General features: G+C 65.9%; 20 protein-coding genes and 1 tRNA gene. 7 read left to right on the forward strand and 14 right to left on the reverse strand.

Annotation, left to right across the window (positions count from 1 at the left end):
* Positions 1-24: 24 nt before the first annotated feature.
* The gene (locus AB0J62_RS38185; RefSeq protein WP_363882058.1) at positions 25-2,760 is read right to left on the reverse strand and encodes an AAA family ATPase; all 2,736 of its coding nucleotides are present in this window, start codon (positions 2,758-2,760) and stop codon (positions 25-27) included.
* A 163-nt stretch (positions 2,761-2,923) separates the two neighbouring features.
* Entirely contained in the window at positions 2,924-3,553 is a 630-nt protein-coding gene (locus tag AB0J62_RS38190; RefSeq protein ID WP_363882060.1) for an LUD domain-containing protein, read from the reverse strand.
* A 93-nt stretch (positions 3,554-3,646) separates the two neighbouring features.
* Between AB0J62_RS38190 and AB0J62_RS38195 the strand changes: the two genes are divergently transcribed.
* Together AB0J62_RS38195 and AB0J62_RS38200 are read left to right on the forward strand one after the other, a co-directional pair.
* On the forward strand, positions 3,647-4,033 hold the full coding sequence (locus AB0J62_RS38195; RefSeq protein WP_363882062.1) for a helix-turn-helix domain-containing protein: 387 nt from the start codon (positions 3,647-3,649) through the stop codon (positions 4,031-4,033).
* 158 nt (positions 4,034-4,191) lie between these two features.
* On the forward strand, positions 4,192-5,196 hold the full coding sequence (locus AB0J62_RS38200) for a hypothetical protein (protein ID WP_363882064.1): 1,005 nt from the start codon (positions 4,192-4,194) through the stop codon (positions 5,194-5,196).
* Between the two features lie 214 nt (positions 5,197-5,410).
* Here the strand turns inward: AB0J62_RS38200 and AB0J62_RS38205 are convergent, their stop codons facing one another.
* The 4 genes from AB0J62_RS38205 to AB0J62_RS38220 form a co-directional block, all read right to left on the reverse strand.
* Entirely contained in the window at positions 5,411-5,935 is a 525-nt protein-coding gene (locus tag AB0J62_RS38205; RefSeq protein ID WP_363882410.1) for a VCBS repeat-containing protein, read from the reverse strand.
* A 67-nt stretch (positions 5,936-6,002) separates the two neighbouring features.
* On the reverse strand, positions 6,003-6,779 hold the full coding sequence (locus tag AB0J62_RS38210; protein ID WP_363882066.1) for a VCBS repeat-containing protein: 777 nt from the start codon (positions 6,777-6,779) through the stop codon (positions 6,003-6,005).
* A gap of 595 nt (positions 6,780-7,374) precedes the next feature.
* Complete coding sequence (locus AB0J62_RS38215) at positions 7,375-8,505, reverse strand: S41 family peptidase (RefSeq protein WP_363882068.1); 1,131 nt, start codon at positions 8,503-8,505, stop codon at positions 7,375-7,377.
* Positions 8,506-8,705: 200 nt separating this feature from the next.
* Positions 8,706-8,981, reverse strand: coding sequence for a hypothetical protein (locus AB0J62_RS38220; protein WP_363882070.1), 276 nt, complete (start codon positions 8,979-8,981; stop codon positions 8,706-8,708).
* A gap of 323 nt (positions 8,982-9,304) precedes the next feature.
* Between AB0J62_RS38220 and AB0J62_RS38225 the strand changes: the two genes are divergently transcribed.
* On the forward strand, positions 9,305-9,610 hold the full coding sequence (locus AB0J62_RS38225; RefSeq protein ID WP_363882072.1) for a hypothetical protein: 306 nt from the start codon (positions 9,305-9,307) through the stop codon (positions 9,608-9,610).
* A gap of 386 nt (positions 9,611-9,996) precedes the next feature.
* On the opposite strand, the gene AB0J62_RS38230 is transcribed toward AB0J62_RS38225, so the two are convergent.
* A tRNA-Thr gene (locus tag AB0J62_RS38230) sits at positions 9,997-10,069 on the reverse strand.
* 72 nt (positions 10,070-10,141) lie between these two features.
* Between AB0J62_RS38230 and AB0J62_RS38235 the strand changes: the two genes are divergently transcribed.
* Positions 10,142-11,305, forward strand: coding sequence for an MFS transporter (locus AB0J62_RS38235; RefSeq protein WP_363882074.1), 1,164 nt, complete (start codon positions 10,142-10,144; stop codon positions 11,303-11,305).
* On the opposite strand, the gene AB0J62_RS38240 is transcribed toward AB0J62_RS38235, so the two are convergent.
* Positions 11,235-12,587, reverse strand: coding sequence for an MFS transporter (locus AB0J62_RS38240; protein WP_363882076.1), 1,353 nt, complete (start codon positions 12,585-12,587; stop codon positions 11,235-11,237). The genes AB0J62_RS38235 and AB0J62_RS38240 overlap by 71 nt on opposite strands.
* Positions 12,588-12,626: 39 nt before the next feature.
* Here AB0J62_RS38240 and AB0J62_RS38245 point away from each other — a divergent pair, with 39 nt between their 5' ends.
* The gene (locus AB0J62_RS38245; RefSeq protein WP_363882078.1) at positions 12,627-14,033 is read left to right on the forward strand and encodes a pyridoxal-dependent decarboxylase; all 1,407 of its coding nucleotides are present in this window, start codon (positions 12,627-12,629) and stop codon (positions 14,031-14,033) included.
* Between the two features lie 10 nt (positions 14,034-14,043).
* Here AB0J62_RS38245 and AB0J62_RS38250 read toward each other — a convergent pair whose 3' ends face one another.
* Entirely contained in the window at positions 14,044-14,313 is a 270-nt protein-coding gene (locus AB0J62_RS38250) for a hypothetical protein (RefSeq protein ID WP_363882080.1), read from the reverse strand.
* Between the two features lie 49 nt (positions 14,314-14,362).
* Positions 14,363-14,557, reverse strand: coding sequence for a DUF3072 domain-containing protein (locus AB0J62_RS38255; protein ID WP_134105492.1), 195 nt, complete (start codon positions 14,555-14,557; stop codon positions 14,363-14,365).
* Positions 14,558-14,690: 133 nt separating this feature from the next.
* Between AB0J62_RS38255 and AB0J62_RS38260 the strand changes: the two genes are divergently transcribed.
* Positions 14,691-14,981, forward strand: coding sequence for a DUF4287 domain-containing protein (locus AB0J62_RS38260; protein ID WP_363882082.1), 291 nt, complete (start codon positions 14,691-14,693; stop codon positions 14,979-14,981).
* Here AB0J62_RS38260 and AB0J62_RS38265 read toward each other — a convergent pair.
* Together AB0J62_RS38265 and AB0J62_RS38270 are read right to left on the reverse strand one after the other, a co-directional pair.
* Positions 14,971-15,933 carry a GNAT family N-acetyltransferase gene (locus AB0J62_RS38265; RefSeq protein ID WP_363882084.1) on the reverse strand — a complete coding sequence of 321 codons (963 nt, stop codon included), beginning with the start codon at positions 15,931-15,933 and terminating at the stop codon, positions 14,971-14,973. The two genes, AB0J62_RS38260 and AB0J62_RS38265, sit on opposite strands and share 11 nt — an antisense overlap.
* Before the next feature lie 6 nt (positions 15,934-15,939).
* The gene (locus AB0J62_RS38270) at positions 15,940-16,353 is read right to left on the reverse strand and encodes a hypothetical protein (RefSeq protein ID WP_363882086.1); all 414 of its coding nucleotides are present in this window, start codon (positions 16,351-16,353) and stop codon (positions 15,940-15,942) included.
* A gap of 306 nt (positions 16,354-16,659) precedes the next feature.
* Between AB0J62_RS38270 and AB0J62_RS38275 the strand changes: the two genes are divergently transcribed.
* Positions 16,660-17,400 carry an RNA methyltransferase gene (locus AB0J62_RS38275; protein ID WP_363882088.1) on the forward strand — a complete coding sequence of 247 codons (741 nt, stop codon included), beginning with the start codon at positions 16,660-16,662 and terminating at the stop codon, positions 17,398-17,400.
* Positions 17,401-17,449: 49 nt separating this feature from the next.
* On the opposite strand, the gene AB0J62_RS38280 is transcribed toward AB0J62_RS38275, so the two are convergent.
* Together AB0J62_RS38280 and AB0J62_RS38285 are read right to left on the reverse strand one after the other, a co-directional pair.
* Complete coding sequence (locus AB0J62_RS38280; protein WP_363882090.1) at positions 17,450-18,070, reverse strand: hypothetical protein; 621 nt, start codon at positions 18,068-18,070, stop codon at positions 17,450-17,452.
* Positions 18,071-18,097: 27 nt separating this feature from the next.
* Positions 18,098-18,991 (reverse strand): GIY-YIG nuclease family protein, encoded by an 894-nt coding sequence (locus tag AB0J62_RS38285; RefSeq protein WP_363882092.1) that lies wholly within the window; start codon positions 18,989-18,991, stop codon positions 18,098-18,100.
* Between the last annotated feature and the right edge of the window lie 183 nt (positions 18,992-19,174).

Consider the following 19,174-nt stretch of genomic DNA (forward strand, 5'->3'; position numbering starts at 1 on the left):
CCGGCCGCGTCCGTCAGCCGGCTCCTAATCACGATCCGCGAGCAGTTCTTCTGCCTGGTGAGCAGCCTGCGCACGAGTCGAGACACCAAGTTTTGCGAGGATTGCGGAGACGTGGTGGTGGACGGTCCGCGTGGAGATTACAAGTTTGGCTGCGATCTCGGCGTTGGTTTGCTGAGCCCGGATCAGGCCGAGGACCTCGCGTTCGCGCAGCGTCAGCCCGAGGGGGTGTGCCCGTGTAGAGGCACGCGGCCCCACCGCTACCGAACGCATACCGAGTGCGCGCATCCGCTTTTGTACCAGCCGAGCGGCAGGAGTGGCCCCGAGATGGGTCAGTATCGTCGTCGCATCTCGCAACTGAGCCTCATCCGCTGCGCTCGCCATGGCGAGGGCTGCCTCGTACGGACACGACAGCTCCTGCCAGATCCGGCTGGATCCGACTGTGTCACCCGCTAGTTGTAGCCTGTACGGCTCCGCAACATTGCCTCGCGGTGGACGCGGCGAGCCGGTGCGACTTAGCCAGACCGCAACCTCGCCTCGCTGCCACTCACCCAATGTCGCGCACACATCGTCGGCGAGCTCGGCTTCCAGGCGAGCCCCCTGCTGATCTTCCACGAGCCACTTTGCTTCTGCCCGCGCTAACCTCACGGCTACGAGCTGCTGCGGTTCGGCGGTCTGCTCTGCCGTGGCAGTGGCTTCGTCGAGACTTTCCCACGGGTCCGCTGTGCCACGACGCGCCCATATGGCGCCCTGTCTCACAAGTAGGGACAGCCGGTTCGTGGGAGAAGGGCCTGCACCCATGAGGTGCTTCGTTGCCATTGCCAACGACTGATCCCACTTCCCCATCCGATCGAGCATGACCGCACGCTCGCACGCAAGGCACACAAGGAATGTAGTCAGGTCATGCTCTGCGCAGTACGTCGAACCCTCTTCGAGGTACATTGCACCTGCATCGAACCGCCGGCTGTCGATGTGCAGCGCGGCGAGATTGGCGTAAGCTCTTGCGGCCTGATTGTGGTGTCCATGTGCCAACGCCAGTGCCAGTGCCTCAAGCAACCGATCGGTCCATTCCAAGCCCATGGGCGCAGAGCTTGTTGCCGAGGTGATCCATGCATCACTCAGAATATCCGTTGCGCCGAGTGGCTCAGACAATTGAGCAGCAATGCGGGACAGGCCGATCGCAGCGTCGTTCTGGGCGTAAAGCATCCGCTGATTCGCGCATACCGCATAGGCACGAGCGAGTTCCACAGTTGGGCCGAGTGGCGTCAGGGTGGCCACAGCGGCCTCGGCGGCCTCGATCGCATCCTGCCCCCGGCACATGCTGGATCTGATCCGTGACAAACGACGCCAAGCATCACCAGCCCGCAGCCGGCTCCCCCGGTTCTGCCATAGCTCCAAGGCTCGCTCCGCAGCCTGTTCGGCCTGCTCCCAGCGGTCGAGCAGCGACACCTCATCGGCGAATCCCTCGTACAAATCGGGCAAAGTCTCAAAGTCGCCGGGGGCGTACCTCAACGCACGCTCGAACTGCGCGGCTGCTTCCCTGTGAGATGCCATCCGCGCGGCTCGATGCGCGGCCGCCGGAGCGTACCGCAGCACTGCCGAGGCGTCCCCAGCCTCCTCCGCATGGAATGCCAATCGGGCGTCGTCCTGACAACCCATTGACTGCAGCTGCGCCAGAAGCGATCGATGGATGAATCGACGGCGGTCAGCGGGGATCGTCTGTGCCACGGCCAAGCGCGCGATCTCATGGCGGAAACGCAAGCCGTCTCCCCCGTCCAACAACAGGCCGCTGGCGATGAGTTCCTCGATCGCAGACGGCCTGGACGTGCTAGCGGTCTGCAGCAGACCAACATCGATCCGGCCGCTGGTCGAGGCTGCTATGTCCAGCACTGCACGAGTGTCGCGGTGAAGCCGCGCGACCCGGGCAAGCACCACGTCACGTGCCGACGCAGGTACCTCGTCGGCCATTCCATCCCGGAGTACTTCGGCGACATAGAACGGATTCCCGCCGGTAAGCTTGTAGAGCTCGGATGCGGCTATGTTGCTGTCCTCGGCCATTTTCGTGACAGCGTGAGGCGTCAGCGGAGCCAGCCCTATGCGCCGGCTCGCGGCCAGAGGCGCCAGGTCCCCTAGCACAACACGCAGAGGATGATCCGACGCGATCGAATCATCGCGGTAGGTCGTGACGATCAGCAGCGAAGCCCCGCGTAGACGGCGACCGAGATATCGAATGAGATCAAGGGTCGCTTCATCGGCCCAGTGGATGTCTTCGATCACAACAACATTCAGTACGGACGTCGTGGATGTTTGCTGATGGAGCGTCCGGAACAGATCCTCTCGCCCCACCCCCTGCCGGCACAGCTGCCCGATTTCACCGCCGAGCTGGCCGGCAAGATCGAACAGCGGTCCCAGCGGACGCGGTGTGAACAGACCGTCGCACGCCGACCAATACCAAGCCGCACCGTGCAATTGCTGTTCGAAGTGCTCTACAAGCGTCGTCTTCCCCACTCCGGCTTCGCCGGCGATCATCACCAGCCGACCACTGCCTCCCCGGGCGTCTTCTGCGTACTCATGCAGACAAGCAAGAGCAGCCTCGCGCTCGAGGAGAGGGGCGGTCGGACGAGCCGACGGCTGCATAGCATCGCCAGTGCCGATTCCAGGGCCCGAATAGTGTTCTGCCCGCATGTCCGTTGGAACCACACGGAACGCCCCCATCACAAGGTGTGTGCCGAACCGAGCTGGAACGGCGACAGAGATACGCATGAATCCAGTTGCTGGTTCAATCGGCCGCGCGCGGCTGCGTCCAGCAGACACCGTGGGGCGGGATGCCTGAACAACCCGACCAGGTGGCCCACGCGCGGCAGGCCTCTCGTGGAGTGCGGGTCGGTCACGGGCTGCCAGACTCCACGTGAATCCGAGCCGCGCGTCAGAACCCGACCGACTCGCGAACAAGGATCACGGTTCCGCGGTCGGGCAGGGCCTCCCGCTCCATGATGAGGATTTTGCCGATGAACGATCCTCGGCCGCGCGTCTGCCGGAGGCGCTCGTCCTCCCGTGGCAGGCTGTACGTGCGTACCCGCCGCAGCGCGGTCTCCAGGTCGGGCACCACCTTCTGGGCTCCAACCACCCAGATCGCGCTGAGCGCGCCGGCCGCGTACGACGAAAGCTGGCTCCCGCTGGCCGAGGCCGCCACCAGGTACCCGTCCTCGGTCACGGCGTGGACGCTGCCTACCACCACATCAGGCGCGGCACCGAGCTTCACCTGTGCCGTGAAGTCACCGCCAAGCTCGGCCACCCGGTGCCGGACCGACCGGAACTGACCGGACTCTTCAATGTCGGCGTGAATCCCGGAGAGCCGTAGCGTCTCACTGCTCGCGGTGAATACTTCCCGGTCAGTTGGCAGCAGTTCGGCGACGAGCTCGCGGGCGTCCTTGATGGTATCAACGACGTGCACCGCGTAGAGGTGGTCGCGAAGGGCAGCTGCTGCGCGGCCGAGCCGCTCGTCATCCGCGGGTACCGCGAACGTGGGGTCCGGCTGAATCACACTATCCTCCATGGTTCCTATTGAGAACTGAGCCCATCATCAGGAACCATTGGCACAAGCGAAAGAAGGCACTTTTTTCTGCCTCAGTACCTCGGAAGGAACCAAATGGCGACGCAACAGGTGCGAAGCTGGCATGACCCGGCGGCATGTCGGATCCGCGAGGTGCTGAACCGCGTCGGCGACAAGTGGTCGCTGACGGTCATCCATGAACTGGCCCCGGGACCAAAGCGGTTCACCGAACTCAAACGGGACTTGGGCGGCGTCAGCCAGCGGATGCTGACCGTCACGCTGCGCGGACTCGAACGCGACGGGCTGGTGACCCGAACCGTTCATCCAGTCGTCCCACCACGGGTCGACTACGCACTTACCACGCTCGCGAGGACCCTGCTCGACACCGTTATGCAGCTGGTGTCATGGACCGTCGAGCACGTCGACGACATTGAACAAGCCCAGCAGCTCTACGACGCCAAGATCATCGCCGAACATCGATGACGGATGCGGTCCCAGCGGCCTCACCACAAGAGCATCGGCTGTCAGGTTGGCGGTCGAGTTGAGACCTTGTCCGCAACCAGCGGCGTGTCAAGGCCGCGCTGTCGCCGCCCGTCAGTAGGGCCCTCGACACGCAGGCCCACATCGCGTATGACTGGCGCATGCCGACTCCCTCCTACCAGGGCGACCCCGAAGCCCTGCCTGATGGCGCATTCGAGCCGGGCGCCCTCCGTCACCTTGTCCCGGGCAACCGCGGGCGCTTGCTCGACAGCCGCAGGACCCCGGTCGTCCTCCGCGCTGTCCGCATTGAGCCCGGGATGTTCGAACTGGAGGTGACCGCGTTCGAGGACATCGGCGCGCGTTGGCTGCTGCCCTTCGAGGACATCACGAGGTTGCAGTTCGAGCTCGACGCCGAGACGGCAACGTCGGACGCCGTCGCGGCGTACGAGCGGGCGGTCGAGCGCCTCGACCGCCCGCTCACAATCCCTGCCGACAGGTCGGCGCGACGGGCAACTCTGCGCGCCATCGCGGCCGAGCGCGAGCGGGCCGCCGTCTGGCTCGACCGCCGGCTGCCGGCTGGCGTTCCGGACCTGCCGGCCCTGGTCGAGCGGGGCGAAGGCGACGAGCGTCTGTACGAGGCCGTCGAGTCGCTGATGACCGAGCGAGGCCTTTCCGAGTTGGAGGGCAGGTTCGCCGACCGCTACGTGAGCAATCCGTTCTCCGGTGAGCTGGTCAAGGGTCACAGGATCGTACTGGCCGAGCTCGGCCTCGCAACGCATTACGGCACCATCGTCCGCGACCCCGGCCTGTTCGATGGCGTCTGGTCGCGTGAGCGGCGCCGTGACCACCTGGTGACGAGGCTCGCCTTCGTCCAGGCGTTGCTTGCCCGCGCCGGCAACCCGACCGTAACGCTCTACCGCGGGATGGCCTGGGACGGCCGGTCCACCCGCCGCCGCCCGCATTCCCTGATCTCGGCCACGTTCAGCCGGGCTTTGGCCGAGGAGCACTTCGGCGGCGGTTCGATGACCACATCCGCGGCTCTGTACCGGCAAGAGGTCCCGGCCGAGCGCGTACTCATGACCTTCATCGAGACCCGCGCCATGAACCGTCAGTACAAGGAGGCCGAGGCAATCGTGCTCGGCGCAAAGGCGGGAGACCTCTTCTGATTCCGAGCATCTGGATGTACCCGCCCTCTGCCGCTAGAACGCGACAGCCGCACATGCACGTCACAGACGAGTTCCATCCCGCATCGACGTCGCGTTGATGCTTCAGCAGCACCGCCGGCCCCGGCGTGTCCGCCGGGGCCGGTGAGGTGATTGGTCAGCTGGCCCAGGGGGCTGGAGGCCCCAAGGGTCGTGGACTGCTGGCCGATGACGCTAGCTAGAAGATGATGACACTGAATTTTGTTGCGTCGGCGAATGCGCCGCTGGTCGGGTTGGTGACGGTGAAGGTGCCGTCGCCGTTGGAACGGGCGGTGGGGATGAAGTTCCAGCTGCGTCCTCCGGTGAGTGCGATGTCGGTTTTGCCGTCGGCGTTGAGGTCTTCGGCGATGGCGCGGGCGTCCGGGTCGCGGGACCAGGCGGGGAAATTGGGGACGCCGCTGTTGGTGACGGTGAAGATTCCGTTGGTGTGCCCGAAGGCGACGGGAATGGTGAACCAGCCTGAGTTGGGGTCATTGTTGATGAGGGCGATGTCCAGCCTGCCGTCGCCGTTGAAATCGCCGAGTACGGGGTTTGATCGGCTTCCGCTCGCCCAGAAGGCGAACGAGCCGGATTCTTGATTGGAGACGGTGAAGGCGCCGTTACCGGTAGACAGTGCCAGTGGGATGGTGTGCCAGCCTGCGTTGGCGTCGTGGTTGACGATTGCGATGTCGGTTTTGTGATCGCCGTTGAAGTCGCCGGCGATCGGTTGTGAGGCTGGCGCTCCAGCCCAGTTGGCGAAGACTCCAACTTCGGCGTTGGTGACGGTGAAGTCACCGCTGCCGTTCGAGGTGGCGACGGGGACGGTGTGCCAGCCTGCGTTGGTCGACGAGTGCGATGTCGGTTTTGTGGTCGCCGTTGAAGTCGCCCACGATCGGTTCTGTTTGGCTGCCGGAGGCCCAACCGGGGAAGCTACCGGCGGGCAGGTTCGTGACGGTGAAGCTCGTTTCGTTCGCGGTCGCGAAGGCTACTGGGATCGTTGTCCAGCCCTGGCCTCCGACGAGTGCGATGTCGGTCCGGCCATCCCCGTTGAAGTCACCCGCGATACGGTGCGCGCCCGGCGCGCCCGACCAACCGTCGAACTGAGCACCGATATTGGTTACGACCCCTCGGAAGGCGCCGTTCCCTGTCGCAAAGCCGACGTGCATGGCACCGTCGGTCCCGCCCGGAGTCAGAACAGCAATGTCAGTGAGGTGATCCCCGTTGAAGTCACCACTGACGATGGGACGTCCGGTGGGCACGAACGCCGAGCCGAACCCCGAGGAGATGTCACCTGAGTTGACGCCGCTTGCTACTGGAACGCTGTATCCGCCCTGATTGTCGGAATCCACAACATCGGTGTTGAAGCGCGTGCCGCCGAAGGTGGCGATCCCCATCCTGCCGTTCGCGTTGAAGACACCAGGAACCACCGTCGCGTAGTTGGGATCATTGATGGTGCTGAAGGGCCGATCTGTCGTGACGAATGGAGTGTCCAGGCTCTCACCGACCTGTGAGTGGGCCGGTGCAGCAAACGTGACAATCGACAGTGAGGCGGCGACTACAGAGCCCAAGGCTATTCGCTTTACTCGCCGACCAGGCCAGGATCGCAGGCGGAAATGGAACTGCTTCGTAGTTGAGAATGACACGAATAACTCCCAGTTGGTGACTGACAGATGGGGTCCTACAAGCGCTACGCTGATTTCAGCGAGCCATCTGAAACGAAGGCGTTCCGTCCCGTTCCATGGGGTGTTTGCGGACTCCTGCTGCCGGCATAACTCCCGAGAGCGAGCCGGATGCAGCTTTGCACCGTCTGGTCCGTACCAACTTGTGGCCCAGGCAGGCCTGTGCTCAGCAGTTGATCCTGTCGTTGTGCGGGGCGACCGCGCCGCCCCAGACCGTCGGGCAAGGACGGCCTTCGGTATCAAGGCCGCACCCGAGCGGAGGCGGTTGCTGAGGAAGCGCACGGGTGCGCCGTTGCTGGTCGAGCTAACTGGCTACGACGAGCATGGTGCGCCGTTCGAATACTGCCGGACCGTGCACGCTACGTGGTAGCCGCCCAGCGCGGACATGCCTGGGCTACGCGTTGTCTCCACCGAGCAATTGAACGAGCGCGTCACCTGAGTTTGTTGTTTAAGGTCCGTGCCTGCTTCATCGACAGGTCGCGATCTATGCACCGGTTCGGTATAAGGCATCGAAGGATGCCGCGACGTCCTCGATCCGACTTCTTGGATCCAGCTCGACATCGACCGGGAAACCGACGGTCTCGACGGGTATCCCGAAGTCGTTCCTTTTCGTCGGTAGATCGATCACCAGGCCGGAACGGGGCATGACGTACGGAACAATGTTTCCGTACTCGATCATTCCGCACGTCCGCGCGCCGACGAGTGTCGCTCCGAGCCCGCGCTTCAGGAGCCACGCCGATGACTCGCCGGACGACTTCGTCTCGGGATCGACCAGCACGACCATACGACCGCTCCACATCAGGTCGCCAGAAGCGATCGTGCCGGCCTCGTCGGCGTCGATCTCGAGGCGGTCGCTGGGAGCAGGGTGGTGTCGGCCATCCAGCAATCGCGGCGGCACAGACTTGACACCGTCGCGTGCCTGACGCCAAGCGGCGGCGTTCCAATTGCCCAACGCCTTCCCGCCAACGGTCCATGTCCAGTCACGTGCGAAGTGTTCGATCCTCCCCAATCTGCGCCTCGCCCAATCCAGTGTGTGGCCGTCGTTGCCGCCTCGGTTGCCGCGTAGGTCTACGATGATGCGCGCGGAGTCGAAATGGCGGTCGGAGTCTGCGGCCCACGATCTGAGCAAGGCCTCGTCGCTAGGCGCCCCTATAAGACGCCGGATCCGCAGCACGAGTACGTCACCTACGCGTCGCTCCTCCACTGCCGGGCCGTCATCGCCGTCAAGGGGCGGCAGGGACCTGCGGGTCTGCGGGATCGCCCCGCGGATCTCTAAATGCTGGTCAACCAGCACATCGCGCAGACGATCGCGTAGCGCGGTAACCGCCTCGCCCCATGTCGCAGGCGACTGGCTTTCCAGCACTCCCGCCCACTCCATGATGGATGCGCGCACCAGGTCAGCGGGGATCCGACCGGTGGCAACGCCGAAATGACGCTCGACGATCAGCTCGTACAAGAGTTCCGCCTCGGCGAGAAGCAACGCCGCGTCACACGCCGAGCGCGGAGTCCGCGCCGCGACATCCGCGGCAAGGCGGGACAACGGCGTACTCAAAGGGTTCAGCAACCAGCGCACGCCGGACTCGGCCCAGTCTAGATAGTAGTCGTCCTCGACCATTCTCCCAGCGCCTCCAAGAATGGGTTACGTCTCCTGTACCTCAGCTGTTCCATCCCCGTTCCACGCCAGTCGTTCGTGTTCGTCAGCTCGCGTAGATGATCGCGGACCGCATACGACTGCCTGTGCGCGGGCCCGGGACTCGACCCAGCAACTGCAGCAGCACCCACATTCCTAGCAGCAAATCCTGTGTTTGTTGGGAGTCAGGGTCGGATCACCCGCCCGACCATGAACGGGGCGTGCGCCGCGGCGATCACCAGGGCCGGCAGCAGTCTTGCTGCCATCGTTGAGCGGGATCTTCTTCGGCGGGAAACACAGGTCGCACTGCGCCGCATCACCTGGCAGCCGACCCGCTCAGCGATCACCATCGCCGGCATGTCCGGTGTCTTGGCAAGCAACTGCCGCACCTCCGGTTCGAACGGAGTGAGCGACGGGGACACCATCGCCCGCTCATACTTCGACGGGCCGTCCGAGGCCACAGCACACGCGCCACCTCAACCGCCCAGGTCCCACCTCTGCTGCGGAAGACGGTTCGCGACCAGCCGCCGGATCAGAGCCCAATCCTCCACAGAGATCATCCAACCGATCTGTCCGGGTGGCCTCGTTTCAACCGTCGTTGAAACGACCGACCGGTCATGACAGTTCTGCTCGATCGGTGGCCCCACTCCAACACTGACCGTCGGCCTGTCGCGGCGTGTTGCCCATATCATTTGGATCGCACTGACCGCGTCGGCTAACCAGCGTGGTGGAGCTCCGGCAAGCTCGAGGAGTCAGTGGAACCCGAATCGACGTTGGGAACCGAATGAGCGGCACGAATGACGAAGAGCTCTTCCTGTGCTGTCTGCTGTGGGCACGCACGGGTTTGGCCGCGGAGATGACGGCGTACGAAGACCAAGTGCTCGCAATGATCCCGGAGCACTCCGGAGCCGTTGTGCAGCGCGCGATCGTTGACGGCCCGGAGGATCGACCGCGCGAGGTTCAGATCCTTCGATTCGCTAGCCAGGCGGCCCTCGACGGCTATCTCGCCGACCCGCGACGCATGGCCCTCTCCGCCGAACGCGACCGCGTGGTCGCCCGAACCGATGTCCTCCCGACGCGCCTGATCTGAGACGCACTACCGCTGGAGTTATCCATCGGAGGCAGTCCAGATGGTGCACGCTGCCCAACAGAGCCTGAGCGCAGATCGAGGTCCCGGGAAACGCACGATCCTTGCCGGGCGCATCGAAGGCCTCGACAATTCGCAGGCCAGCTGAAATCGCTCTGGCTGGCGATGACAGTTCCCCGAGTCGTCGGCCAGGTTCCCTGCCATTTACAACTCCTCGAGGGCGGCACCACTATGGTCGACGGTCCTCGCAGCCGGATGCCATCCGACCAGGCCTCCATCTGGGTCCCGTCCGCACCCACCGCGCCCCGTATCCACCCGCCGTGTCAGTCGGGAACGAGGTGGTCGTCGCCGGGAGATCATCGCTCCCGGGTTATGTTCCCACGTCAAAGAGCCGGTGAGGGGACTTGAACCCCTAACCCCCGCTTTACAAGAGCGGTGCGCTGCCAGTTGCGCCACACCGGCCGGTGTGCTGGTCCATAGTAGAGGATTGTGTGGGGAGTGTTGCGGGGGTCGGTGGGGTTTCGGCGGCTTTGGGTGGCTCGGTCGGTCTCGTTTCTGGGGGACTCGCTGGGGCTGGTGGCGTTGCTGCTGTATGTGCAGGGGTCGACGGGGGCGGCGCTGGCGGTGGCGTTGCTGCTGTTGGCGGGGGATTTTGTGCCCGGGTTGTTCGGGGCGTTGGCGGGGGCGATCGGGGATCGGTTCGATCTCAAGAGCGTGATGGTGATCTGCGACCTCGTGCAGGGGGTGCTGACGGTTGTCATGGCGCTGCTCCTGCCGCCGCTGCCGGTGCTGCTCGCCATGGTTGCGGTCCGGAGCGTGACGGCGACGGTGTTTCAGGCCAGCTCGCGGAACGCGATGCCCGGTCTGGTGAAGGACGAGCAACTCGAGGCGGCGAACTCGGCTTTGGGGGCGGGGACGAGTGGGCTGGATGCGATCGGCCCGCTGGTCGCCGCAGCGCTCTTCCTGATCACCGACGTACGCGGGATTCTGCTGATCGATGCGGCGACGTTCTTCATCTCGGCGATGTTCCTGAGCCGGTTGCCGCGGATCCCGCGGGCTGAGCCGTCGGGCCACAGTTTCCTGAAGGATGCGCGGGACGGGCTGGGCTACATCTGGCGGACGAAGGCGGTCCGGGTGATCGGGATCGGGTTCTTCGCCGTGGTCGCGTTCAACGGGGTGGATGACGTTGCGATGGTGTTTCTCGCGAAGGACGAGTTGCATGGGAGTGACTCGGCCTCGGCGACGCTGTACGCCGGGGTGGGGATCGGGCTGATCGTCGGGTTCATGGTGCTGGCGAGGTACGCGAAGAGCATGAGGATGCCAACCCTGATGCTCCTCGGGTTCGCCGTGAGCAGCACGGGGAATCTGGTCACGGGGCTGGCGTGGGCGATCTGGGCGGCGCTCGCGTTGCAGGTGATTCGCGGGCTGGGGATCGCGGGGATCGATGTCGGCGTCAACACGCATCTGCAGCGAGTCGTACCGGCGCACATGCGGGGCCGGGTGTTCGGCAACTTGTACGGCGCGATCGGGCTCGCGGCGGGGCTGTCGTACGTACTGGGCGGGTTGCTCCTGCAGCACACCGACGCGCGTACGACGTTCATCACCGCGGGGGCCGGCGGGTTGCTCGCTACGGCTGTGACTGCGATCGGAGTTCGGCGATCGGGCGACGGAGAGCACGGGCACCGGGTACGGCGATGAGCGCGATCGCGGCCATGACGAGGAATGCTGCGGAGGGGTGATCGACCAGCAGGCCGACGACGACGGCGACGATCAGGCCGCCCAGGTTGCCGGACATCCAGATCAGGCCCGCTGCGGTGCCTTCGGCTTCTCCCGTACGGCGTTCGACGAGCTCGAGCACGATCGGGAGAGCCGGGAGTAGGAGCAGGCCGATCAGGGTGATCGCGACGAAGCCGGTCAGTACGCCGGGAGCGATCGCGAGTAATACGCAGGCCAAGGCGGTTGCCGTGAGGCTGACTACGAGGAGGGTGGATTCGGCGCGGCGGCGTACGACGAGGATCGGGATGATCGCGCTGCCGAGTACGCCGGCGATCACGTTCACCAGGAGGATGGTGCTGGCGGTGCCGCCGCTGACACCGGCTGGTTCGAGGAGGGCCTGGGCGAAGGTGCTCATGGCAACGAATACGCCGAACGGGAACAGCGCGAGTACGCACAGGCGGCGGATCAGCGGGTCACCCCAGGCCGCCGCGAGCGCGCCGCGGTCAGGTCGAGAGGACGAGCCGAAGCCGATGGACGCGCCTGCGTGCGCGGCCTGCGCGTCGATAGGCGCAGCTGCGGCATCGGCGTGGACGGCTGCGGCTTCGGCGGGGTTGGCGTCGGCGGGGGCGGCCGGCTCTTGCTGAGCGGTGAGCGGTGCGTCGGCGAAGTCAGCGAACGGCGTCGCCGGGTGAGCGGGTTCGAAGGGTCCCGGGCGACGTACGACGAAGATCAGGATGGCTGTGGCGAGGACGCAGAAGGCTGCGGTGATCCACAGCATGGTGGGCAGGGTCGACGCGGTGGTGAAGATGGCTGACAGGAGGAACGCGATCACCATGCCGGCGAAGATGCTTGCCGTGCCGACGGCGATGCCGGTGGGGCGGTCCTTTTCGGAGAGGTAGCGGCCGGCGATGCCGGTGACCGCGTTCAGGACGAGGGGCTGGGCGATCGAGGCGAGGATCTGGCCGGCCAGGAGCCACGTGAAGTCGTCGCCGATCAGGCGGACCAGGGCGCCGGCAGCGGTCAGGACGGCGCCGGTTATCAGGGCGGCCCGGAACCAGCGGTCCAGCAGCAGGCCGCACGGGATCGCGAGCACGACGTACAGGAGTGGGAAGACCTGTGCGAGCCAGCCGATCGCGCTCTCGGAGACGCCGTAGCGCGCGGCTGCGACGGTGGTGACGCCGGCGAAGTTCAGCCAGACGAGCTGGGTGGCCGCGCCCACCAATGAGTAGCCGACGATCGCCGGCCACTGACTCCGCATCCGCATCTGCGAACTGTAGCGCCGGGACTGGCGTACAAAGGAGGAATGGTTGATTGGGAGGGGCCGCTGTCCGAGGCGTACGACCGGGCGCTGACGTATCTGGAGAGTCTCCCGGAGCGGCGGGTCGGTCCGCGAGCGACGTCGAAAGAGCTCCACGAGGCACTCGGCGGGCCGCTGCCGATCGGGCCGACGGATCCGCGGGAGGTCGTCGAGCACCTTGCGAAAGGGGTCGATGACGGGCTGTTGCCGAGCGGGAGCGGGCGCTTCTTCGGGTTCGTGTTCGGCGGCGCCACGCCCGCGTCGCTGGCCGCGGACTGGCTCACGACGGTCTGGGACCAGAACGCGGGCCTGTACGCCGCCTCGCCCGCGGCCGCCGTGGTGGAAGACGTCACCGCGCGCTGGCTGGTCGAGCTGTTCGGCCTGCCGTCCACAACCTCCGTCGGATTCGTCACCGGTGCACAGATGGCGAACCTCACCGCACTGGCGGCCGCAAGGCACGAGGTACTGCGACGGGCCGGGTGGGATGTAGAGCAGGACGGGCTGATCGGAGCGCCGCCGATCCGAGTGCTGGCCGGGGCGGAGCGGCACGACACGATCGACCGCGCCCTGCGCTTCCTCGGCCTGGGAACGAACAGCATCGTGCCGATCGCGGTCGACGAGCAAGGGAGGATGCGCGCCGACGCGCTGGCCGAGGCGCTCGACGCGGACCCCGGCCGGACCACCGGCGCGGGCGGCACCGCGATCGACAGACCGACGATCGTCTGCGCACAGGCCGGGAACGTCAACACCGGAGCGTTCGACCCCATCGCGGAGATCTGCGAGATCGCCCACGCGCACCAAGCGTGGGTGCACGTGGACGGAGCGTTCGGTCTATGGGCCGCGGTCAGTCCGGGCCTCAGGCAACTAGTCGACGGGATCGACAGGGCCGATTCCTGGGCGACCGACGCACACAAGTGGCTGAACGTGCCGTACGACTCGGGCATCGTGCTCTGTGCCCATCCCGAGCCGCACCGGGCCACGATGTCGATCCGGGCCGCGTACCTGATCCAGGACGAGAACGGCGAGCGCGACTCGCTCGACTACAACCCGGAGTTCTCGCGACGGGCGCGCGGAATCCCGGTGTACGCCGCCATTCGCGCGCTGGGGCGTGACGGCATCGCCGAGATCGTCGACCGCTGCCACGCGATGGCAAATCGATTTGCAGATCGGCTCAAAACCAACGACGTACAGATCCTCAACGACGTCGTGCTCAACCAGGTCCTGGTGAGGTTCGGTGACGACGCCACCACCCGCCGCGTGATCACCGACGTCCAGAACGAAGGCACCTGCTGGATGTCAGGGACCACCTGGCAGGGCAAGGCCGCGATGCGCATCTCCGTCAGCAACTGGACCACGGACGAAGCCGACATAGATCGCTCCGCCGAGGCAGTACTGCAGTGTCTGCGCGGTTAGCGGCCTAGCCTCACTCGTGGCCGAGTGCCTTCGCCAGCTCGTCGCGGCCCATCTTGGAGCGGCCCTTGAGGTCGCGACGCTGCGCCTCGCGGTAGAGCTCCTGCCGCGTCTTCGGCTCGGACCCGCCGGTGCGCTTGCGTTGCGCGACCGCAGCACCCTGCTTGCCGAGTGCGGTACGAGTCTTCTTCGGCATGTGCGAGATCGACTTCTTGGCCGTCGCACCTTTGATCGCGGATTTCACGTTCTTGCGCGCCGCCGCGCGCTGCTTCTGGGTGGCCATACCCGGCCGGTACCCGCGAGCGCCGGCCCCAAGCGGTTCCGGAGTACGCCTAGTTCCCGCGGCCGGTGCGGTCCTGTAGTTCGTCGATCAGGCGGGATGCGTCCGCCTTCGAGAGTTGGTCCGGGACGTCGACGCCTGCCTCCTGGGCCAGGGTGTGCAGGTACGACGCCTGCGGGCCGGTCATCGGCTCCTCGCCGGTCGTCCACTCCTCCGGATCTTTGTCCGGTACTGGGTGCACCGTCATCATTCCTCCTGTCGAACATCCGCTCGATTGTCGAGCGACCAGTACCCATAGGATCAACTTCCATGCACCGTGTCGATTTTCGCCGAAGTCGATCGACGCTCAGGCGTACAAACGATCACAGGAGGAAACGAACATGTCTTTCCAGGCGTACTTGGACAAGATCGAGGAGAAGACCGGCCGGACCCCGCGGGAGCTGGTCGACGAGGCAGTCAACCGTGGGTACAAGGACGTCAAGGCCGGCGTGATCTGCGACTGGCTCAAAGAGGACTACGACCTCGGCCGCGGGCACGCGATGGCGCTCGTGCACGTGATCAAGAACGGAGCGCAGATCAGCGACAAGCACGTCGGCACCAAGGGCACGCACTCCGACCCGAGCAACATGCTCTGGCTGGACGGGAAGGCAACCAACCCGCTCAACGTGTAGCCGGCATGGTGCGTCGCCAACCCTCGACAACCAAGGTGGGACGCATGCCGACCGACAGGTAGAGGTGCAGCGCCGGGGTCGGGTTGTTGGTGTCGACGTACAGGATCGTGCCGGTTCGGCCGGCGGCAGCGTCGAGGGCGAAGGCGTCGCGGAGCAGGTAGGTGGCCAGACCCCGCCCGCGAGCCGCCTCGATCACGCCGAGCCCGTTGATATGGCCGCAATTCTCGATCTCGACATCCCGATCGTCGCAGTCCCGGAACGCTACTGCTTTCCCGTCGAGTTCGAGCAGAGTGAACTGCGACCACGAGCAATTGGCGTTTGCCGCGCGAGCTTCGAGCCATTCCTCGTGCGGGCGAGCGACAAAACCGAATTGACCGCGGAAACAGTCGATCATCACGTCGTGCGCGATCCGACGTGCCTGGTCGTCGTCCATGCCGCGGCGAACGACGTACCCGGCCGGTACGTCGGGAGCCGCGACGGGTCCGGTGTGGTCGATCCGCATCCGGTTGAACGTCGTACCGGTGCTGAATTCGTGCTCGGACAACAGCGCACGGAGGGACGCGTCGGCGCGGTAGACGTAGCTGTCGACAGTGACCTCCGCGTGACCTGCTTCACGTCCCATCTCCGCTGCACGCCGTAGGGACCGGTCGAACAGCCAGCCGGCGACCATCGCGGCACGTGACAGCACCTCGACCTCGATCACGTCGCGATTGCCCTTGCCGAAGGCTGTCCCGTAGCCGACTGGCACATCGTCCCGATCGAGTACCAGCCAGCCGTCGGTGCGGGGCTCGAATCCCGGGTCAACGATGCCGTTGGTGATGTCGGCCAGTGTGCAGTCGGCGGATCCGATCACACCGGTGTTGTACGCCGAAACCAGGGCGAAGATCGCTCGGGAATCGGCAGGCACAGGAGACCGGACCGTGTACTCGGCGGGCAGTACGGCGGTGGTCATCGCGCTTCACCACCGATGGGCGATGTCGACGACGATTCGGCTGCCGGAGCCCGGACCGTCGAGTGTGAACACGCGGAACGGCAGGCGGGCACGCAGGCCGATCCCTACCCAGGCGGCGTATTCGTTGCTGCCGGCGTACGCGATCTGGCGGACGGTGCGGAACCCGGCGACGTTCGCCAACTCCGAATCGTTCGCAGGCTGGAAGGCCCAGTGCCTGTCGTCGTCGAACTCGCGGACGCCGAGCATGATCTCCAGCTTCGCACCCCCGCGGATCGGGACGAGGTGACCGGCGCCGTCGCGGAAGACGTTCGAAACGTAGTGCGCGCTGTAACTGGTCGGCGTGCCTGTCAGGTCGAAGACGACACGGTCGAAGCAGGCGTGCCGGCCGGCGCGGACCGTGGCAAGGGTGGCGGTGCTCACCCTATTGCTTGCCTCCGGCAATGAACCCCAGGCGGTCCGGCAGGCTGTGGTGGCCGAGGCGGTTGCGGGTACGGCAACGGCAGGAACTGCCGCCACCGCGAGTACAGCGATCGTGGTTCGGATGGAATGGAAAAGATTCATTTTGTCCCCCCTTTGAGACACCTGTTCGATGCGTCCCGGGAGGTCGAAGTTGACATTTTGGCGAGAAATCTTTAAGTGCCCGGAATTCGACGCTGGGTGACGGCATTCAATTGCTTGAACCGAGCTGTTTTCCGGCTGTGACGTTGTCCGGCGTACCGTAGGCGGGTGGAATCGAAGAAGTCGCCGCGGGACAAGTGGATCACGGTCTACGGGCGCAAACCTGTGCTGGAGGCGTTGCACGATCCGAAGCTCTCGGTGGCGAAGGTGGTGCTGGCGGACAACGCGACCGGGGGCTCCATGCAGGAGATCCTCAGAGCCGCGGAGAAGTACGGGACGCCGGTCGAGCGGGCGACTGCCAGCCGGGTGAAGTGGCTGGCGGGGAACGGTAAGCACGACCAGGGGGTCGTCGCGGACGTGGATGCGCCGCGGATGACCCCGCTGGAGGAGTTCGTCCGGACCCGCGGCAAGCGGCCGACCAACGTATTCCTGCTCGACGGCGTCACCAACCCGGGCAACGTCGGCATGATCCTGCGTACCGCGACCGGCGCCGGCTTCGACGGGGTCATTCTGCCCAAGGCCGGTACGCCGCACGTCGGGCCGCTGGTGATCAAGGCATCGGCCGGCATCGCGTTCCAGGCGCCGATCGTGAACGCGTCCACCGCGAAGGCGGCGGTCGACCTGCTGCGTACGGCGGGCTACCACGTCTACGGTCTGAGCGCCCGCTCGCAGGACTCGCTGTTCAAGACCGAGCTCGCCCCGCGCGCCGTCTACGTGCTCGGCGGCGAGACGAACGGCATCACGGTGTCCACCGACTCCGACCTGCAGATCCCGCTGCACGCCGGCGTCGAATCCCTCAACGTCGCCGTCGCTGCCGCCATCGTCGCCTTCGAGGTCACCAACCGCTGACGCAATCACCAACCGCCGACGCAATCACCAACCGCTGATGCAACCGCGGTTAGCCGGTGATCTTCGTGGCGAGCTGCGAGGCCGAGTCGCGGTCGTAGCCGCCGGAGATCTCGACCTTGCCGCCCGGGATCGCGGACTGGACGCTCGGGGCCGTGACGACCTGGCCGCGGACCACGATCGCCAACTGGTTCGCGGGCGGGGTCTGCTTGGCAAGGGCGGCAGTCAGCTGCTCGAACAGCGTGGCGCCCGTCGAGTCGAGCGTCAGGCCGACGTACCAACCGCCTACCCCGTTCTCCTGCATCGCCGCCTTGACGTCGGTCACGTTACTGCCGTCGAGTTCGACCTTGCCGAGCGTGTAGCGCATCCCCTTCGCGTCGCACGCCGTACCAGCAGGTGCCGGCGTGGCACAGGTGCCTGGCTTGACCGTGAGGACGCGACGGAACTCGACGGCGGTCGGCTCCGACGGCTTGGTGTGAGCCGCGGGCTTACTCTCGCCCCGGTTGACGATCACGATGACCCCGACCGCGATGATGACGCCGAGCAGCAGCACAAGACCGCTGACGAGCAAGACAAGTCCCCGGGACCGCTTCGGCGGCGGCTGCGAGGGGAAAAGCGGCGGCAGCCCCTGCGGGTACGGCGGTTCGTTCGGAGGGACCGGCGGCTGCGTCATGGGACACCATGCTACGTAGTCGGGAAGTCACGCTCTGAGCAGACGAGCCGCCAGCTCGGCGTTCCGCTGAGCAAACGTCCGCCACAGCTCAGGGGTCGAGGCAACCCGCTCGCGAGCCGTCGCTCGAGCCACCGCCCGCTGTGTCCACGTGCACATCCGGCCGGCCCGCAGTTCGAACCGCACGAGTACGCCGTCGGCCCAGCCGTACACGTCCGCGTCCCGCGGCTCGAGCCACGCGACCTTCTGCTCGGCGACGATCCAGTCGAGCGCCTCGATCTCCCCCTGCACCTTCGCCGCGAACTCGTACCGTTGTCCGGCCGAGGCGCGATCCCGGCGACGCACCAGCTCCTCCCGCAACGTCGCCACCGCGGCCGGATCCCTTTGCAGTACGGCGATCGCAGTACGCGCCAATGCCTCGCGATCCTCCGGCCCGATCCCGAACAACCGCCCGAACTCCTCGGCCGAACCGTCGCCGGAGACCGTGTACTGCAACGGCAGGACCCGGTGCAGCCCGGAGATCGCCTGCCGGATCCGCAACCCACCGAGGTACGGACCGAAATGCGGTAACGAACCGCTGACTGTGTGCGAGAAACTCAACCCTGGCCTGGTTCCGGTGGCGAGCCGGATGTAGCCCACGACCTCCGCGCCGCCCTCGACCCGGTTCCATCGCGGCTTCGCATGCTCGAGCAGATTCCGCTCCAGCCACGCCGCCTCGTGTTCGGAGTCGCACGAAACGCCTTCCACGCGGGCGATCCGCCGTACCATCCGAGCCAGGTGCGGACGGTCGCCGAGGTTCGCCCAGTACGACTGCACGCGCCGCCGCAGGTTGCGGGCGCGGCCGATGTACAGCACGCGACCGGCATCGTCGCGGAAACGGTACACGCCGGGCACTGTGGGCAACTCCCGCACGCTGCGGATCATCAGCCCAGTGTGCCCGATCGGATCGAACGAGTGATTGTCGGTTGAGTGTTTGAAACGAACGCCCTTCTGGGCTTGCGCGGCCGCGACCGGCAGGTCATTCTTGCGTGCGATCCGAGTGCTCGTCGGGGGCTGTGAGGACGAGCGCCGGACTTGGGAGGCTGGGGGGCTTCGTGAGGTTATCCG

Source organism: Kribbella sp. NPDC049584, from assembly GCF_040675555.1.
Lineage (GTDB): Bacteria > Actinomycetota > Actinomycetes > Propionibacteriales > Kribbellaceae > Kribbella.

What these genes read in the sequence shown, in the direction of transcription:
- AB0J62_RS38185 (WP_363882058.1), bottom strand. Translation starts at nt 2,760, where the DNA reads ATGCGTATCTCTGTCGCCGTTCCAGCTCGGTTCGGCACACACCTTGTG.
- AB0J62_RS38190 (WP_363882060.1), bottom strand. Translation starts at nt 3,553, where the DNA reads ATGGAGGATAGTGTGATTCAGCCGGACCCCACGTTCGCGGTACCCGCG.
- AB0J62_RS38195 (WP_363882062.1), top strand. Translation starts at nt 3,647, where the DNA reads ATGGCGACGCAACAGGTGCGAAGCTGGCATGACCCGGCGGCATGTCGG.
- AB0J62_RS38200 (WP_363882064.1), top strand. Translation starts at nt 4,192, where the DNA reads ATGCCGACTCCCTCCTACCAGGGCGACCCCGAAGCCCTGCCTGATGGC.
- AB0J62_RS38215 (WP_363882068.1), bottom strand. Translation starts at nt 8,505, where the DNA reads ATGGTCGAGGACGACTACTATCTAGACTGGGCCGAGTCCGGCGTGCGC.
- AB0J62_RS38225 (WP_363882072.1), top strand. Translation starts at nt 9,305, where the DNA reads ATGAGCGGCACGAATGACGAAGAGCTCTTCCTGTGCTGTCTGCTGTGG.
- AB0J62_RS38240 (WP_363882076.1), bottom strand. Translation starts at nt 12,587, where the DNA reads ATGCGGATGCGGAGTCAGTGGCCGGCGATCGTCGGCTACTCATTGGTG.
- AB0J62_RS38245 (WP_363882078.1), top strand. Translation starts at nt 12,627, where the DNA reads ATGGTTGATTGGGAGGGGCCGCTGTCCGAGGCGTACGACCGGGCGCTG.
- AB0J62_RS38250 (WP_363882080.1), bottom strand. Translation starts at nt 14,313, where the DNA reads ATGGCCACCCAGAAGCAGCGCGCGGCGGCGCGCAAGAACGTGAAATCC.
- AB0J62_RS38255 (WP_134105492.1), bottom strand. Translation starts at nt 14,557, where the DNA reads ATGACGGTGCACCCAGTACCGGACAAAGATCCGGAGGAGTGGACGACC.
- AB0J62_RS38260 (WP_363882082.1), top strand. Translation starts at nt 14,691, where the DNA reads ATGTCTTTCCAGGCGTACTTGGACAAGATCGAGGAGAAGACCGGCCGG.
- AB0J62_RS38265 (WP_363882084.1), bottom strand. Translation starts at nt 15,933, where the DNA reads ATGACCACCGCCGTACTGCCCGCCGAGTACACGGTCCGGTCTCCTGTG.
- AB0J62_RS38280 (WP_363882090.1), bottom strand. Translation starts at nt 18,070, where the DNA reads ATGACGCAGCCGCCGGTCCCTCCGAACGAACCGCCGTACCCGCAGGGG.
- AB0J62_RS38285 (WP_363882092.1), bottom strand. Translation starts at nt 18,991, where the DNA reads ATGATCCGCAGCGTGCGGGAGTTGCCCACAGTGCCCGGCGTGTACCGT.